Source organism: Streptomyces sp. NBC_00207 (assembly GCF_045160965.1).
Taxonomy (GTDB): domain Bacteria; phylum Actinomycetota; class Actinomycetes; order Streptomycetales; family Streptomycetaceae; genus Streptomyces.
The window spans coordinates 5,307,644-5,321,402 of the sequence record NZ_CP130715.1 but is presented as its reverse complement, the minus strand read 5'-3'; the positions used below and the strand labels follow the sequence as shown (position 1 = coordinate 5,321,402).

The 13,759-nt window shown below is 71.5% G+C and carries 15 protein-coding genes; 6 read left to right on the top strand and 9 right to left on the bottom strand.

Annotated features, from left to right (window positions below):
* Positions 1 to 331: 331 nt before the first annotated feature.
* Positions 332 to 2,857: an ATP-dependent Clp protease ATP-binding subunit gene (locus OG472_RS25230; protein WP_046777943.1), complete on the bottom strand. Its 2,526-nt coding sequence runs from the start codon at positions 2,855 to 2,857 to the stop codon at positions 332 to 334.
* A gap of 462 nt (positions 2,858 to 3,319) precedes the next feature.
* On the opposite strand from OG472_RS25230, the gene OG472_RS25225 reads away from it, so the two are divergent.
* Positions 3,320 to 3,919 (top strand): SCO3374 family protein, encoded by a 600-nt coding sequence (locus OG472_RS25225; RefSeq protein WP_401610915.1) that lies wholly within the window; start codon positions 3,320 to 3,322, stop codon positions 3,917 to 3,919.
* Here the strand turns inward: OG472_RS25225 and OG472_RS25220 are convergent.
* From OG472_RS25220 to OG472_RS25190, 7 genes are all read right to left on the bottom strand, one after another.
* Positions 3,898 to 4,236, bottom strand: coding sequence for an Lsr2 family protein (locus OG472_RS25220; RefSeq protein WP_383566600.1), 339 nt, complete (start codon positions 4,234 to 4,236; stop codon positions 3,898 to 3,900). The two genes, OG472_RS25225 and OG472_RS25220, sit on opposite strands and share 22 nt — an antisense overlap.
* Before the next feature lie 165 nt (positions 4,237 to 4,401).
* Positions 4,402 to 4,932, bottom strand: coding sequence for an amino-acid N-acetyltransferase (locus OG472_RS25215; protein ID WP_401610917.1), 531 nt, complete (start codon positions 4,930 to 4,932; stop codon positions 4,402 to 4,404).
* A gap of 11 nt (positions 4,933 to 4,943) precedes the next feature.
* On the bottom strand, positions 4,944 to 5,408 hold the full coding sequence (locus tag OG472_RS25210) for a BlaI/MecI/CopY family transcriptional regulator (RefSeq protein WP_405942082.1): 465 nt from the start codon (positions 5,406 to 5,408) through the stop codon (positions 4,944 to 4,946).
* A 107-nt stretch (positions 5,409 to 5,515) separates the two neighbouring features.
* A complete protein-coding gene (locus OG472_RS25205) occupies positions 5,516 to 5,680 on the bottom strand; it encodes a hypothetical protein (RefSeq protein ID WP_319727111.1) in 165 nt (54 codons plus the stop codon).
* Positions 5,681 to 5,694: 14 nt separating this feature from the next.
* On the bottom strand, positions 5,695 to 6,279 hold the full coding sequence (locus OG472_RS25200) for a hypothetical protein (protein WP_401610921.1): 585 nt from the start codon (positions 6,277 to 6,279) through the stop codon (positions 5,695 to 5,697).
* A 48-nt stretch (positions 6,280 to 6,327) separates the two neighbouring features.
* Positions 6,328 to 6,519: a DUF397 domain-containing protein gene (locus OG472_RS25195; RefSeq protein WP_401610923.1), complete on the bottom strand. Its 192-nt coding sequence runs from the start codon at positions 6,517 to 6,519 to the stop codon at positions 6,328 to 6,330.
* A gap of 118 nt (positions 6,520 to 6,637) precedes the next feature.
* Positions 6,638 to 7,768 carry a threonine aldolase family protein gene (locus OG472_RS25190; RefSeq protein WP_405831363.1) on the bottom strand — a complete coding sequence of 377 codons (1,131 nt, stop codon included), beginning with the start codon at positions 7,766 to 7,768 and terminating at the stop codon, positions 6,638 to 6,640.
* A 111-nt stretch (positions 7,769 to 7,879) separates the two neighbouring features.
* Here OG472_RS25190 and OG472_RS25185 point away from each other — a divergent pair, with 111 nt between their 5' ends.
* From OG472_RS25185 to OG472_RS25165, 5 genes are read left to right on the top strand one after another with little or no spacing between them, the layout of a single operon-like run.
* On the top strand, positions 7,880 to 8,791 hold the full coding sequence (locus OG472_RS25185) for a Rossmann-like and DUF2520 domain-containing protein (RefSeq protein WP_405831361.1): 912 nt from the start codon (positions 7,880 to 7,882) through the stop codon (positions 8,789 to 8,791).
* Positions 8,788 to 9,780, top strand: coding sequence for a pantoate--beta-alanine ligase (gene panC, locus OG472_RS25180; protein WP_405831360.1), 993 nt, complete (start codon positions 8,788 to 8,790; stop codon positions 9,778 to 9,780). The genes OG472_RS25185 and panC overlap by 4 nt, the downstream gene beginning before the upstream one ends.
* Positions 9,777 to 11,537, top strand: coding sequence for an L-aspartate oxidase (locus OG472_RS25175; protein WP_405831359.1), 1,761 nt, complete (start codon positions 9,777 to 9,779; stop codon positions 11,535 to 11,537). Before panC ends, OG472_RS25175 begins: the two co-directional genes overlap by 4 nt.
* A gap of 2 nt (positions 11,538 to 11,539) precedes the next feature.
* Positions 11,540 to 12,508 carry a carboxylating nicotinate-nucleotide diphosphorylase gene (gene nadC / locus OG472_RS25170; RefSeq protein WP_401610933.1) on the top strand — a complete coding sequence of 323 codons (969 nt, stop codon included), beginning with the start codon at positions 11,540 to 11,542 and terminating at the stop codon, positions 12,506 to 12,508.
* A gap of 3 nt (positions 12,509 to 12,511) precedes the next feature.
* Positions 12,512 to 13,321, top strand: a complete 810-nt coding sequence (locus OG472_RS25165) for a type III pantothenate kinase (protein ID WP_401610935.1) — start codon at positions 12,512 to 12,514, stop codon at positions 13,319 to 13,321.
* A gap of 78 nt (positions 13,322 to 13,399) precedes the next feature.
* Here the strand turns inward: OG472_RS25165 and OG472_RS25160 are convergent, their stop codons facing one another.
* On the bottom strand, positions 13,400 to 13,609 hold the full coding sequence (locus tag OG472_RS25160) for a hypothetical protein (RefSeq protein ID WP_405831357.1): 210 nt from the start codon (positions 13,607 to 13,609) through the stop codon (positions 13,400 to 13,402).
* Positions 13,610 to 13,759: the final 150 nt, after the last annotated feature.

The window sequence follows — 13,759 nt, the reverse complement described above, 5'->3', positions numbered from 1 at the left end:
GTGCGGCTTGTCACCGATTCAGGACCTGCGGCCCACCCATCCGGGACATTCGACGGGCACCCTGCGGAACCCCCCTACGCGGCCCGGCGCGAGCCGCTCCCGGTACGAGCGCGTCCTGCCGCCCGGCAAGACCGGAGCCGGCCGAGACCACCCACGTCCGGTGGCAGGCCGTCTCCGCCGCCCGCAGCCCCGCCGACGGGCCCGTCCCGTGCGTCCTCCCCCTGCGCACCCCGGCCCGCGCGCGGAGAGCGGCCGCTCGCACCCCACGACGAAAAGGGGCGGCCCCGGGACTTTTCAGTCCCGGGGCCGCCCCTTTGGTGCCCAGTCGCGCTTACGCGCCCTTCGACAGGTCCGGGCCGGAGCCCGTGGCCTCGATCGGGGGGAGGTCCGGCAGGGCCGACTTCTCCTCGCCGCGGAAGGTGAACTTGGCTTCCTCGCCCTCACCCTCCTTGCCGACGACCACGATGTGACCGGGACGCAGCTCGCCGAAGAGGATCTTCTCCGACAGGACGTCCTCGATCTCGCGCTGGATGGTCCGGCGCAGCGGCCGGGCACCCAGGATCGGGTCGTAGCCGCGCTTGGCGAGCAGGAGCTTCGCGTCGCCGCTCAGCTCGATGCCCATGTCGCGGTCCTTCAGGCGCTCGTCGACCTTCGCGATCATCAGGTCGACGATCTGGATGATGTCTTCCTCGGTGAGCTGGTGGAAGACGACCGTGTCGTCGACGCGGTTCAGGAACTCGGGCCGGAAGTGCTGCTTGAGCTCTTCGTTGACCTTCGCCTTCATGCGCTCGTAACCGGTCTTGGTGTCTCCCTGCGCCGCGAAGCCCAGGTTGAAGCCCTTCGAGATGTCCCGGGTACCCAGGTTGGTCGTCATGATGATGACCGTGTTCTTGAAGTCCACGACCCGGCCCTGGGAGTCGGTCAGACGACCGTCTTCCAGGATCTGCAGAAGGGAATTGAAGATATCCGGGTGGGCCTTCTCGACCTCGTCGAAGAGGACGACGGAGAACGGCTTCCGGCGCACCTTCTCGGTGAGCTGGCCGCCCTCTTCGTAGCCCACGTAGCCGGGGGGCGAACCGAAGAGACGGGAAACCGTGTGCTTCTCGCTGAACTCCGACATGTCGAGGGAGATCAGCGCGTCCTCGTCACCGAAGAGGAATTCGGCGAGCGTCTTCGAGAGCTCGGTCTTACCGACACCGGACGGGCCGGCGAAGATGAACGAGCCACCCGGGCGCTTCGGGTCCTTCAGACCCGCACGGGTACGGCGGATCGCCTGGGAGAGCGCCTTGATGGCGTCCTTCTGGCCGATGACCCGACGGTGGAGCTCGTCCTCCATGCGGAGCAGTCGCGAGGACTCCTCCTCGGTGAGCTTGAAGACGGGAATGCCGGTCGCGGTCGCGAGGACCTCGGCGATGAGCTCGCCGTCGACCTCGGCGACGACGTCCATGTCGCCGGCCTTCCATTCCTTCTCGCGCTTGGTCTTCCCCGCGAGCAGCTGCTTCTCCTTGTCGCGGAGGGAAGCCGCCTTCTCGAAGTCCTGGGAGTCGATGGCCGACTCCTTGTCGCGGCGCACGGCCGCGATCTTCTCGTCGAACTCGCGGAGGTCCGGCGGCGCGGTCATCCGGCGGATGCGCATCCGGGAGCCGGCCTCGTCGATCAGGTCGATCGCCTTGTCCGGGAGGAAGCGGTCCGAGATGTACCGGTCCGCCAGCGTCGCCGCCTGGACGAGGGCCTCGTCCGTGATGGAGACGCGGTGGTGGGCCTCGTAGCGGTCGCGCAGGCCCTTGAGGATCTCGATCGTGTGGGGGAGGGAAGGCTCCGCCACCTGGATCGGCTGGAAGCGGCGCTCGAGGGCCGCGTCCTTCTCGAGGTGCTTGCGGTACTCGTCCAGCGTCGTGGCACCGATGGTCTGGAGCTCACCACGGGCCAGCATGGGCTTGAGGATGCTGGCGGCGTCGATCGCGCCCTCGGCGGCGCCCGCACCCACGAGGGTGTGGAGCTCGTCGATGAACAGGATGATGTCGCCGCGGGTGCGGATCTCCTTGAGCACCTTCTTCAGGCGCTCCTCGAAGTCACCGCGGTAGCGGGAACCCGCGACCAGGGCGCCGAGGTCAAGCGTGTAGAGGTGCTTGTCCTTCAGCGTCTCGGGAACCTCGCCCTTGACGATCGCCTGGGCCAGGCCCTCGACGACGGCGGTCTTGCCGACGCCGGGCTCGCCGATGAGGACCGGGTTGTTCTTCGTACGGCGGGACAGCACCTGCATGACCCGCTCGATCTCCTTCTCGCGCCCGATGACCGGGTCGAGCTTGGATTCGCGGGCCGCCTGGGTGAGGTTGCGGCCGAACTGGTCCAGGACGAGCGAGGTCGAGGGCGTGCCCTCGGCCGGGCCGCCGGCCGTGGCCGACTCCTTGCCTCCACCGGTGTAGCCGGAGAGCAGCTGGATGACCTGCTGCCGGACTCGGTTGAGATCGGCGCCCAGCTTCACGAGGACCTGGGCGGCGACGCCCTCGCCCTCGCGGATCAGGCCGAGCAGGATGTGCTCGGTGCCGATGTAGTTGTGGCCGAGCTGGAGGGCCTCTCGGAGCGAAAGCTCCAGGACCTTCTTCGCCCGCGGGGTGAAGGGGATGTGGCCGGAAGGGGCCTGCTGCCCCTGTCCGATGATCTCCTCAACCTGCTGGCGAACAGCCTCGAGCGAAATCCCGAGGCTCTCCAGGGCCTTAGCGGCGACACCCTCACCCTCGTGGATCAAGCCCAGGAGGATGTGCTCGGTGCCGATGTAGTTGTGGTTGAGCATCCGGGCTTCTTCCTGAGCCAGGACGACAACCCGCCGCGCGCGGTCGGTGAACCTCTCGAACATCGTTTATCGCTCCTCAGAGCGGTCGGGCAGTTCGGGGTCGGTCCCCGCCCTGTCCTTCCGCATGCTAGTCCCGCGGGGCGGGACAGCTCATTCCAACTGCCGACATCCGTCCTCGGCTCACCCCTGCATCAGCGGGAAAACCGGCTCACAGAGCCGACAACTGCTCCAACTCGATGGTGCGAGACGATGTTCCCGCAGGCCAGGCAGATACCCGTCATGCGTGTACGCCGACGGCGAACGGAAGCCCGTCAAATCAGCGTGTCGCCCCGATCCACTAGGAATGTCTTACCCGTAAGGACTGACACTCCATGCCCTCGGCACCGGTCGCCTCAGCTAAGGGCGAACACAGTTCCGTCCCGAATGTGGGACTCCGCCTCCACAGATGTTTACGTTCCGCATATGAGTGAGTGCGGTGTGTCACGGCGCCCGTAACCCCGGAGCGTTTCGCGAGTTGCTCCGGGTATGGCCGTAACCGCTGCGCCGACCGTCCCGCTCCCCCGCGTCGCGCCCGGGGAGGGCGCGTACGCCTCCTGGTACGAGAGGGTGCTCGGCTGGGCCGTCACGGGCGGTCCGCCCGGCCGGCTCGCGACCGGGATCCGGTTCGACGTGCTGGAGCTGCCGTCCGATGCGGGGGCGGCGCTGCTGCGCAGGCCGGTCGCCACGGGCCCGGTGGCGCTCATGGGGCGCCGGATGCGGTTCCTGGTGGCCGCGGGGAGCGCAGAGGAGCTGGAGGGGCTGCTCGACTGGCTGGAGTGGGGCGGGGTCGCCCTGGATCTGACCGCCCTGGGTGCGGGTGGCCGGATCACCGCCCCGGCTCCCCCGGGGCAGCCCCTGGGAGAAAGCCCTCGGGGGGCCGCTGTCTGGCTGCGACCCCCCGAGCAGGGGTGTGAGGCACTGCTGCCGGCCCTGCCCGGTCCCGGGCAGGCCGCCGGACCCGGTCCCGGCAAGGGAACCGCCGGGCCCGATCTCGTACGCCTGGTGGCGGCGGCGGCGACGGAATGCCACCGGGCCCGCCTGGGCCGGCGTACGACGGGGGTCCGTCAGCCCTTGGTCTTCTCGTAGGCCTCGCGGATCTCGGCCGGCACGCGACCGCGGTCGTTCACGTTGTAACCGTTCTCCTTGGCCCACGCGCGGATCTCCGCGGTGTCCGGGTTGCCGGTCGTCGCCGAAGCGCGGCCCTTGGCACGTGCCGCGGTGGCACGGCCACCGGTGCGGCGGCCGCCCTTGGTGTACGGGTCGAGCAGACCGCGGAGCTTTTCAGCGTTGGCGGTGGTGAGGTCGATCTCGTAGGTCTTGCCATCCAGAGCGAACGTCACCGTCTCGTCCGCCTCGCCACCGTCGAGGTCGTCGACAAGAAGGACCTGAACCTTCTGTGCCACCGGGATTTCCTTTCATCGAAAAGCAGTACGTGGAAAGGAAACCGCTTTTGCCTGGAAAACACAAACCCCCGGGGAGAGGTTCAGGACCGCAACAGGGCGGGAAACGTGCGCGATTCGGACATAGGCCACAGGTGTGCGGTTCGACGGAAAAGCTGAGGCCATCGATCAGAGGTGCAGAAGCATCCGACTGTTGCCCAAGGTGTTCGGCTTCACTCGTTCGAGACCGAGGAACTCCGCGACGCCCTCGTCATAGGAACGCAGGAGCTCCATGTAGACATCGGTCTTGACCGGGGTCTCGCCGATCTCGACGAACCCGTGCTTCGCGAAGAACTCGACTTCGAAGGTCAGGCAGAAAACCCGGCTCACCCCGAGCGTGCGGGCGGTCCGCAACAACTGCTGCAGCACCTTGTGGCCGACGCCGCCGCCCTTCAAGTCGCGGTCCACGGCGAGAGTACGCACTTCGGCGAGGTCTTCCCACATCACGTGGAGAGCTCCGCAGCCGACCACCTGACCGTCGGAGTCGCGTTCCGCGACCCAGAACTCCTGGATGTCCTCATAAAGGACGACCGGGGCTTTGTCCAGCAGGATCCGCTGCTGCACGTACTGGTCGAGGAGGCGGCGCAGCGCGGGAACATCACCGGTGCGGGCACGGCGGATCGTCACTGTTTCTGCATGTGCAGAGGAAAACTCTCCCATGGCTGCGGACGCTATCGCCCCGGCTCCCCCCGGCGCTCGCCGGAGTCCCCTTCGGCTTCCGGCGGAGCGGAGGGCCGGGCCGCGGCTTCGGCCACGGCTTCGGCGCCGGACTCGTCGTCGTGCTGGACGACCCGTACGGCGTCCCGGAGTGCTTCCCGCTGTTCCGCGGACATCATGCCGAAGAAGGCGACGAGGGCGGCCGCGGGGTTGTCGCTCGTCGACCAGGCTTCGTTCATCAGTGCGGCCGAGTAGGCGGCGCGGGTGGAGACCGCCGTATATCGATAGGCGCGGCCTTCGGCTTCCCGGCGGACCCAGCCCTTCTGATGAAGATTGTCCATAACGGTCATGACCGTGGTGTACGCGATGGACCGTTCCTGCTGGAGGTCTTCCAGTACTTCACGAACGGTGACCGGGCGGTTCCACTGCCACACCCGCGTCATGACGGCGTCTTCGAGTTCTCCCAAGGGGCGAGGCACAACAGCACGATAGTGCTGCTTGTGCGGAATTGCCCGACTATTCACTCGGCAACGCGCGACAAAATCGGGAGTGCGGCCGGTGGGCCGCACTCCCGTCGCCCGGAGGGCTAGTTCTGCTGGCGCGCGGCCTCGGCCCGGGCGATCACGGCGTCGACCGCCGCGTCTTCCTTGGCCTTGTTGGCGCCGCCCTGGCTCTTCACGATCGTCACGACGAGAGCGATGAAGAACGCGGCCATCACGATGGGGGGCACGAGCGCGGAGACGTAGTCCATGCCCCACAGCGTAGCTACCCGACGGCCCACCCGGCCGCCGGGGGCGGGGCCGGCTTGCGGCGCGGCGGGAACACCTCACCGGGGGTGGGAACCGGCCGCTCCGGCCGGGGCGGCTCCTTGGGCTGCGGAGCCGGCTTCGGCTGCTCCTCCCGCCCGCCGGCCAGCGCCAGCAGCCGGGTCCGGGGCGCGGGAGTCGTCGACAGCCGCCGGCGCACGGAGCGCTCCGCGACGCCCTGGGCCCGTTCCAGCAGCGCGGCGGCGACCGGATTGGCGCGGAGCGCGCGCAGGGCGGCGAGGTCGTCGGGTACCGGTTCGTAGCCGGCGGCCAGGGCGTCCTGCAGCAGCTCCAGGTAGCCGGAGAGGCTGCCGGGCAGGGCGCCCCGGTAGCGGGCGAGGTCCTCCAGGAGGAACGCTCTGAGCCGGCCCGCCTCCTGGACCGCTTCGTCCACCGACTGCGCGAGGCGCAGGCAGTCCTGGACCTCCGCGGCCGCCAGGGGGGCCGGGGAGGACTGAAGGGCGTGGGCGAGGAGACGCCTGAGCACGTGCAGTTCAGCAGCGCTGAACGCCATGCCGCCGCGAGATCCGTAGGGCGTGGGCATGGGCCGAAGATACGCGCTAATCGGACAAAATCCCCTTAGGGTGAGCAATTACGGCGCGGCGGTTTCTTTCACGGCGCGGATGAAATCGGCCCAGGCGGCCTGGGTCGTGGCGAGCACGAGGTGCGCGGGGTCGACGCGGTCGGCGACCTTGACTAGGGCTCCGGGGGCGGTGGCGACGTAGACGCAGGCGTCGCCCTCAGCGCAGAACGAGGACTTCCGCCACGTGGGCTGAGCGGTCATGGTGTCTCCTCCGGGCAACGGTGGCCGGTAATTGCCGTCGAGTGGACGGTAACTCCGACACCGGCCCGGACCGATGAGTTTCCCCGAATTCGGTGATTCGCCACTTCCCTCCGGGGGCTCAGAGCCGGGCCACGAAAGCCGCGACGGCCTCCTTCACGTCGGACTCCGTCCAGGACAGGCCCGGCTCGGTGATCTCCAGTTCCGTCACCGCGAGACCCGGCGGCCCGTCGGGAGACCACCGGCGGAAGAGGACCGTGCCCGTCTCCTCCGCCAGCCGCAGTCCCGCCTCCGTCAGCCGGTCCGCCTCGTACGGCAGCCACACCTGGAACTGGTGCGTGTGCGGCTCCTCCGGGTGGATCCGCGACCACGGGACCCCGGACTCCGCGAACGCCGAGCGCAGCGCCCCGGCCACCATCCGCGCCTGGGCGACGTACGACGGCAGCCGGGGCAGTTCCCGTTCCAGTCCGGCCAGCGCGGACAGGGCCTGCGGGAACTGCCGGAAGATCTGGCCGCCGTACCGGTGGCGCCAGACGCGGGTCTCCTCCACGAACTCCCGCGCCCCGGCCAGGCAGGCCCCGCTCAGGCCGCCGAGGGACTTGTAGAAGGAGACGTAGACCGAGTCCGCGAGCCCCGCGATCTCCGGCAGCGGGCGCCCGAAGTGGACGGTGGACTCCCACAGGCGGGCGCCGTCGAAGTGGACCACCGCCTCCCGCTCGCGGGCCGCCTCGACCAGTGCCTCCAGCTCCTCCCAGCTGGGGAGGAGGAAGCCGGCGTCCCGCAGGGGCAGCTCCAGCATCAGCGTGCCGAAGGGGTCCCGGACCTCCGCGACCTCCGCGGGCGTCGGCTGGCGGGCCTCCGTCGTCGGGTGCACCACCCGCAGCCCGGAGACGTTGGACAGCGCGTCCCCCTCCCACCGCTCCGGATGGCTCATCGGGTGCAGCGCCACCACCGGGTTCCCGGTCCGTCCCGCCCAGCAGCGGAGCGCGATCTGCTGGGCCATCGTCCCGCTGGGGAAGAACGCCGCGTCCTGCGTGCCCAGCAGCTCCGCGACCCGGCGCTCCAGCTCCTCGACGACCCCGTCGCCGTACACGTCGGCCGGTCCGTCCATGGCGTACGGGGCTTCGGCGAGCTCGGCGAGCAGTTCCCCCACCGTGGGTTCGAGCAGGCTGCGCGACAGCCTGCGCCCGGCCCCGCGCCAGGCCGCCACCTGCCGCTTCGTACGTTCCGTCTGGTCACTGTCGTCGCTCATGGAGCCCGATCCTCGCCCTCGTCGTCGCCGTCCGGCCAATTGCCCCAGGAGCTAGCATGGCGGCGTATCGTCCGGTACCCCCCGCGGACTGGAACGGAAGGCCCTCCCCGCGTGAATCCATCACAGCAGCCACGCCCTGCCCGGCTCGCCGTCGGCGTCGTCGGAGCCGGCCGTGTCGGTCCGGCGCTGGCCCGTGCGCTCCAGCAGGCCGGGCACCGGCCCGTCGCCGTCTCCGGTGTGTCCGACGCGTCCGTGCGCCGGGCCGCGCGGATGCTGCCCGACGTGCCGCTCGTGCCGCCCGCGCAGGTACTGGAGCGGGCCGATCTGGTCCTCCTCACCGTCCCCGACGACGCCCTGCCCTCCCTCGTGGAGGGTCTGGCCGAGACCGGTGCGATCCGCCCCGGCCAGCTCATCGTGCACACCTCGGGCCGGTACGGGACGGCCGTGCTCGACCCGGCGCGCCGTGCGGGCGCGCTGCCGCTGGCCCTGCACCCCGCGATGACCTTCACCGGCACCGAGGTCGACGTGCAGCGGCTGGCCGGCTGCTCCTTCGGCGTCACCGCCCCCGAGGAACTGCGGCTCGCCGCCGAGGCCCTGGTCATCGAGATGGGCGGGGAGCCCGAGTGGATCGCGGAGGAGAACCGTCCGCTCTACCACGCGGCCCTCGCCCTCGGCGCGAACCACCTGGTCACGCTGGTCGCCCAGGCGATAGAGCTGCTGGCCAAGGCCGGGGTCGAGCACCCCGACCGGATGCTCGGCCCGCTGCTCGGCGCGGCCCTCGACAACGCCCTGCGCTCCGGAGACGCCGCCCTGACGGGCCCGGTGGCCCGCGGGGACGCCGGTACGGTCGCCGCGCACGTCTCGGAACTGCGCCGGCACGCGCCGGGCACGGTCGCCGGATACCTGGCGATGGCCCGCACCACCGCCGACCGCGCCCTCGCGCACGGTCTGCTCAAACCGGAACTCGCCGAGGACCTGCTCGGCGTTCTCGCCGACACGGACGCCGACGGGGGCCACGAGTGAACCGGCTGCTGCTGCACACCGCCGAGGAGCTGCACGGTCTTGCGCGCACCGGCCGGCGGGCCGTGGTGATGACGATGGGCGCCCTGCACGAGGGCCACGCCACCTTGATCCGTACCGCGCGCGAACAGGCCGGGCCGGACGGCCAGGTCGTCGTCACCGTCTTCGTCAATCCGCTGCAGTTCGGGGCGAACGAGGACCTCGACCGCTATCCGCGCACCCTCGACGCCGATCTGCGGATCGCCGAAGGGGCGGGCGCCGACGCGGTGTTCGCCCCGTCCGTCGACGAGGTCTACCCGGGCGGCGACCCGCAGGTGCGGGTCAGCGCCGGGCCGATGGGCGAGCGCCTCGAAGGGGCCACCCGCCCCGGCCACTTCGACGGGATGCTGACCGTCGTCGCCAAGCTCCTCCACCTCACCCGCCCCGACCTGGCCCTCTTCGGCCAGAAGGACGCCCAGCAACTGGCGCTGATCCGGCGGATGGTGACCGACCTGAACTTCCCCGTGGAGGTGGTCGGCGTCCCGACCGTCCGCGAGGAGGACGGGCTCGCGCTGTCGTCCCGCAACCGCTACCTCTCCCCCGTCGAGCGGCACACCGCCCTGGCCCTGTCCCGCGCCCTGTTCGCCGGGCAGGACCGGCTCGCGGCGCAGGCGGCGCTGCGCGCCCGCGCCGAGGCCTCCCCGGCCAGTGACGAGCGGGCCACCGCCCTGGCCCGGCTCGGCGAGATCCGGGCCTCGGCCGACGCGCACGCCGTGTCGGCGGCGGGCGGGGGGCTGCCGGACGCCGTACGGGCCGCCGCGCTGCACGTCCTGGAGGAGGCGGGCCGCCACGAGCCGCCGCTCGTGCTGGACTACCTGGCGCTGGTGGACCCGCAGGACTTCACCGAGGCCGGTCCCGGCTTCACCGGGCAGGCCGTGCTGGCCGTCGCCGCGAAGGTGGGCGCGACCCGGCTGATCGACAACATCCCATTGGAATTCGGAGCACACTCGTGAGCACCCCAGGCAGAGGCCCCGCAGGCAGCGACGGCGGAGACACGGCCGCGGGCACCGGCATACGGCTGCACGCGCCCGCCCCCGGCTGGTCCCTCGACGCCGATGTCGTGGTCGTCGGTTCCGGTGTGGCGGGCCTGACCGCCGCACTGCGCTGCGCCGCCGCGGGCCGCCGTACCGTCGTGGTCACCAAGGCCCGGCTCGACGACGGCTCCACCCGCTGGGCCCAGGGCGGCATCGCCGCGGCCCTCGGTGACGGCGACACCCCGGAGCAGCACCTCGACGACACCCTGGTCGCGGGCGCGGGCCTGTGCGACGAGGAGGCCGTACGGCTGCTCGTCACCGAAGGCCCGGACGCGGTGCGGCGGTTGATGGCCGCCGGCGCGGTCTTCGACACCTCCGCGGAGACCGGCGAGATAGAACTGACCCGGGAGGGCGGCCACCACCGCCGGCGGATCGCCCACGCGGGCGGCGACGCCACCGGTGCCGAGATCTCCCGGGCGCTCGTCGAGGCGGTCCAGGCCGCCGGCATCGAGACCGTCGAGAACGCACTCGTACTGGACCTGCTGCAGGACGCGCAGGGCCGTACGGCCGGAGTCACCCTGCACGTGATGGGCGAGGGGCAGCACGACGGCGTCGGCGCCGTCCACGCGCCCGCCGTGATCCTCGCGACCGGCGGCATGGGCCAGGTCTTCTCGGCCACCACCAATCCGTCGGTGTCCACCGGTGACGGCGTGGCGCTCGCCCTGCGGGCCGGCGCCGAGGTCTCCGACCTGGAGTTCGTGCAGTTCCACCCGACGGTGCTCTTCCTCGGCCCGGACGCCGAGGGGCAGCAGCCGCTGGTGTCGGAGGCGGTCCGCGGGGAGGGCGCGTACCTCGTCGACGCGGACGGCGTCCGCTTCATGCAGGGGCAGCACGAGCTCGCCGAGCTGGCCCCGCGCGACATCGTCGCCAAGGGCATCATGCGCCGCATGCAGGAGCAGGGCGCGCAGCACATGTACCTGGACGCCCGGCACTTCGGCGCCGAGATGTGGGAGCAGCGGTTCCCGACGATCCTCGCCGCCTGCCGCTCGCACGGCATCGACCCGGTGACCGAGCCGATCCCCGTCGCGCCCGCCGCGCACTACGCGTCCGGCGGCGTACGGACCGACCTGCACGGCCGGACCACCGTCCGCGGCCTGTACGCCTGCGGTGAGGTCGCCTGCACCGGTGTGCACGGCGCGAACCGGCTCGCCTCCAACTCGCTGCTGGAGGGCCTGGTCTTCGCCGAGCGGATCGCCGACGACATCGCCGCGCAGCGCTTCGGCGCCAACGGCCCGGTCGTCCCGGTCCCGGCGACCGGCCCGCTGCAGCCCGCCGCGGCCCGGCACGAGATCCAGCGGATCATGACGCAGGGCGCGGGCGTGCTCCGCTCCGCCGACTCGCTGGCCGCGGCGGCCGAGGCCCTCGAAGCGCTGTACGCGACCGCCCTGAACGACCTCGAAGCGCACGGCAAGACCGCCGAGCCGGGTGTGGACACCTGGGAGGCCACCAACCTGCTGTGCGTGGCACGGGTCCTGGTCGCCGCCGCGCAGCGGCGCGAGGAGACCCGCGGCTGCCACTGGCGCGAGGACCACCCGGACCGGGACGATGCCGACTGGCGGCGCCACCTCGTCGTCCGGCTCTCGGCGACCGAGAAGCGGGCCCTGGTCGTCGTCCCCACCGACTCCGCGGACTTCCCGTCCGTGCACCCCCTGAGCACCCCGAGCCTGGAGCAGTGACCGTGAGCACCCCCGAACTTCCCCTGATCGACCAGAACGACGGCGGCTGCGGCGACGACTGCGCCTGCGGTGACGGCGAGGAGAGCGGCCTGGACCCGGCGCTCGCCCAGCTGCTGGCCGACGCGGGCCTGGACCCCATCGAGGTCGAGGACATCGCGCACATGGCGCTCTCCGAGGACCTGGACGGCGGCGTGGACGTCACCACCGTCGCCACGGTGCCCGAGGAGGCCGAGGCGGTCGCCGACTTCGTCGCGCGCGAGGACGGCGTCGTGGCCGGTCTGCGGATCGCCGAGGCCGTGTTCTCCGTGGTGTGCACGGAGGCCTTCGAGGTGGAGCGGCACGCGGAGGACGGCGACAGCGTCCAGGCCGGGCAGCTGCTGCTGTCGGTGCGCTCGCGCACCCGCGACCTGCTGACGGCGGAGCGCAGCGCGCTGAACATCCTGTGCCGGCTGTCCGGCATCGCGACCGCCACCCGCCGCTGGGCGGACGTGCTGGAGGGCACCGGGGCGAAGGTCCGCGACACCCGCAAGACCACGCCGGGCCTGCGCGCGCTGGAGAAGTACGCGGTGCGCTGCGGCGGCGGCGTCAACCACCGGATGTCGCTGTCGGACGCCGCGCTGGTCAAGGACAACCACGTGGTGGCCGCGGGCGGCGTCGCCCAGGCCTTCAAGGCCGTGCGGGAGGCCTTCCCGGAGGTCCCGATCGAGGTCGAGGTCGACACCCTGGAGCAGATCGGCGAGGTCCTGGAGGCCGGCGCCGACCTGATCCTGCTGGACAACTTCACGGTCGGGCAGACCGCCGAGGCCGTGGCCCTGGTCGCCGGGCGCGCGGTGCTGGAGTCCTCGGGCCGCCTCACCCTGGACACCGCCCGGGCGTACGCGGAGACCGGCGTGGACTACCTGGCCGTCGGCGGGCTGACGCACTCCTCGCCGATCCTGGACATCGGCCTCGATCTGCGCGAGGCGGTGTAACCGGTGCTCCTCACCATCGACGTGGGCAACACCCACACGGTCCTGGGCCTGTTCGACGGTGACGAGATCGTCGAGCACTGGCGCATCTCGACCGACCCGCGGCGCACGGCCGACGAGATGGCCGTGCTCATGCAGGGCCTGATGGGCATGCACCCGATGCTCGGCAGCGAGCTGGGCGACGGCATCCACGGCATCGCGATCTGCGCGACGGTGCCGGCGGTCCTGCACGAGCTCCGCGAGGTGACCCGCCGCTACTACGGCGACGTGCCCGCGGTGATCGTGGAGCCCGGCACCAAGACGGGCGTGCCGATCCTCACGGACAACCCGAAGGAGGTCGGCGCCGACCGGATCGTCAACGCCGTCGCCGTGGTCGAGCTCTACGGGGGCCCGGCGATCGTGGTCGACCTCGGTACGGCGACCACCTTCGACGCGGTGTCCGCGAAGGGCGAGTACGTGGGCGGGGTGATCTCCCCGGGCATCGAGATCTCGATGGAGGCGCTCGGCGTACGGGGGGCCCAGCTGCGCAAGATCGAGCTGGCCCGGCCGCGCAACGTGATCGGCAAGTCCACGGTCGAGGCGATGCAGTCGGGCGTGGTCTACGGCTTCGCGGGCCAGGTCGACGGGGTCGTGGCCCGGATGGCGAAGGAGCTGGCCGGGCCGAACGGCGATCCGGACGACGTCCGCATCATCGCGACGGGCGGGCTGGCGCCGATCGTGCTGGGCGAGTCCTCGGTGATCGACGACCACGAACCGTGGCTGACGCTGATCGGACTGCGACTGGTCTACGAGCGCAACGCGCCCAGCTTCGCCTGAGCCGTCTCAGGGCCGCCCGGCCCCGGCGCAGCCGGCCCGCTCACCGGCCACCGGCCCGGTCCGGCCGCCGGGGGCGGATCAGCACGCGCGGGGGCGGGTCAGCATCCGGTGCAGGGCCGCGCGCCAGGGGTGGCGGGCCGGGCGGCCCTCCACGACGGCCTTGACCTGCTCGTACGACCGGATCTCGCGCAGCACGGCGATGTCGTCGCGGCCGGGAGGCGGGGGCATCGGCTCCGCGTGCTGGGAGGCCCGCCAGGTGTCTATGAGGTACTGCTCGATCGCGCTCATACCTCTACCCTCACCCCGTCGGCGGCACCGCGCACGACAGTTGACGTTCCCCGTCAATCGACGGCTCCCCGCGGCCGCCCCACCGGCAAACGATCACTCTTCCGGCCGCCGCGCCGGAGCGCCCGCGGCCACTCGGACGGCGGCGCCGGC

Coding starts and splice junctions, on each gene's coding strand:
- OG472_RS25225 (WP_401610915.1), top strand. CDS start 3,320: ATGGCCGTAACCGCTGCGCCGACCGTCCCGCTCCCCCGCGTCGCGCCC.
- OG472_RS25190 (WP_405831363.1), bottom strand. CDS start 7,768: ATGAGCGACGACAGTGACCAGACGGAACGTACGAAGCGGCAGGTGGCG.
- OG472_RS25200 (WP_401610921.1), bottom strand. CDS start 6,279: ATGCCCACGCCCTACGGATCTCGCGGCGGCATGGCGTTCAGCGCTGCT.
- OG472_RS25195 (WP_401610923.1), bottom strand. CDS start 6,519: ATGACCGCTCAGCCCACGTGGCGGAAGTCCTCGTTCTGCGCTGAGGGC.
- OG472_RS25205 (WP_319727111.1), bottom strand. CDS start 5,680: ATGGACTACGTCTCCGCGCTCGTGCCCCCCATCGTGATGGCCGCGTTC.
- OG472_RS25215 (WP_401610917.1), bottom strand. CDS start 4,932: ATGGGAGAGTTTTCCTCTGCACATGCAGAAACAGTGACGATCCGCCGT.
- OG472_RS25230 (WP_046777943.1), bottom strand. CDS start 2,857: ATGTTCGAGAGGTTCACCGACCGCGCGCGGCGGGTTGTCGTCCTGGCT.
- OG472_RS25160 (WP_405831357.1), bottom strand. CDS start 13,609: ATGAGCGCGATCGAGCAGTACCTCATAGACACCTGGCGGGCCTCCCAG.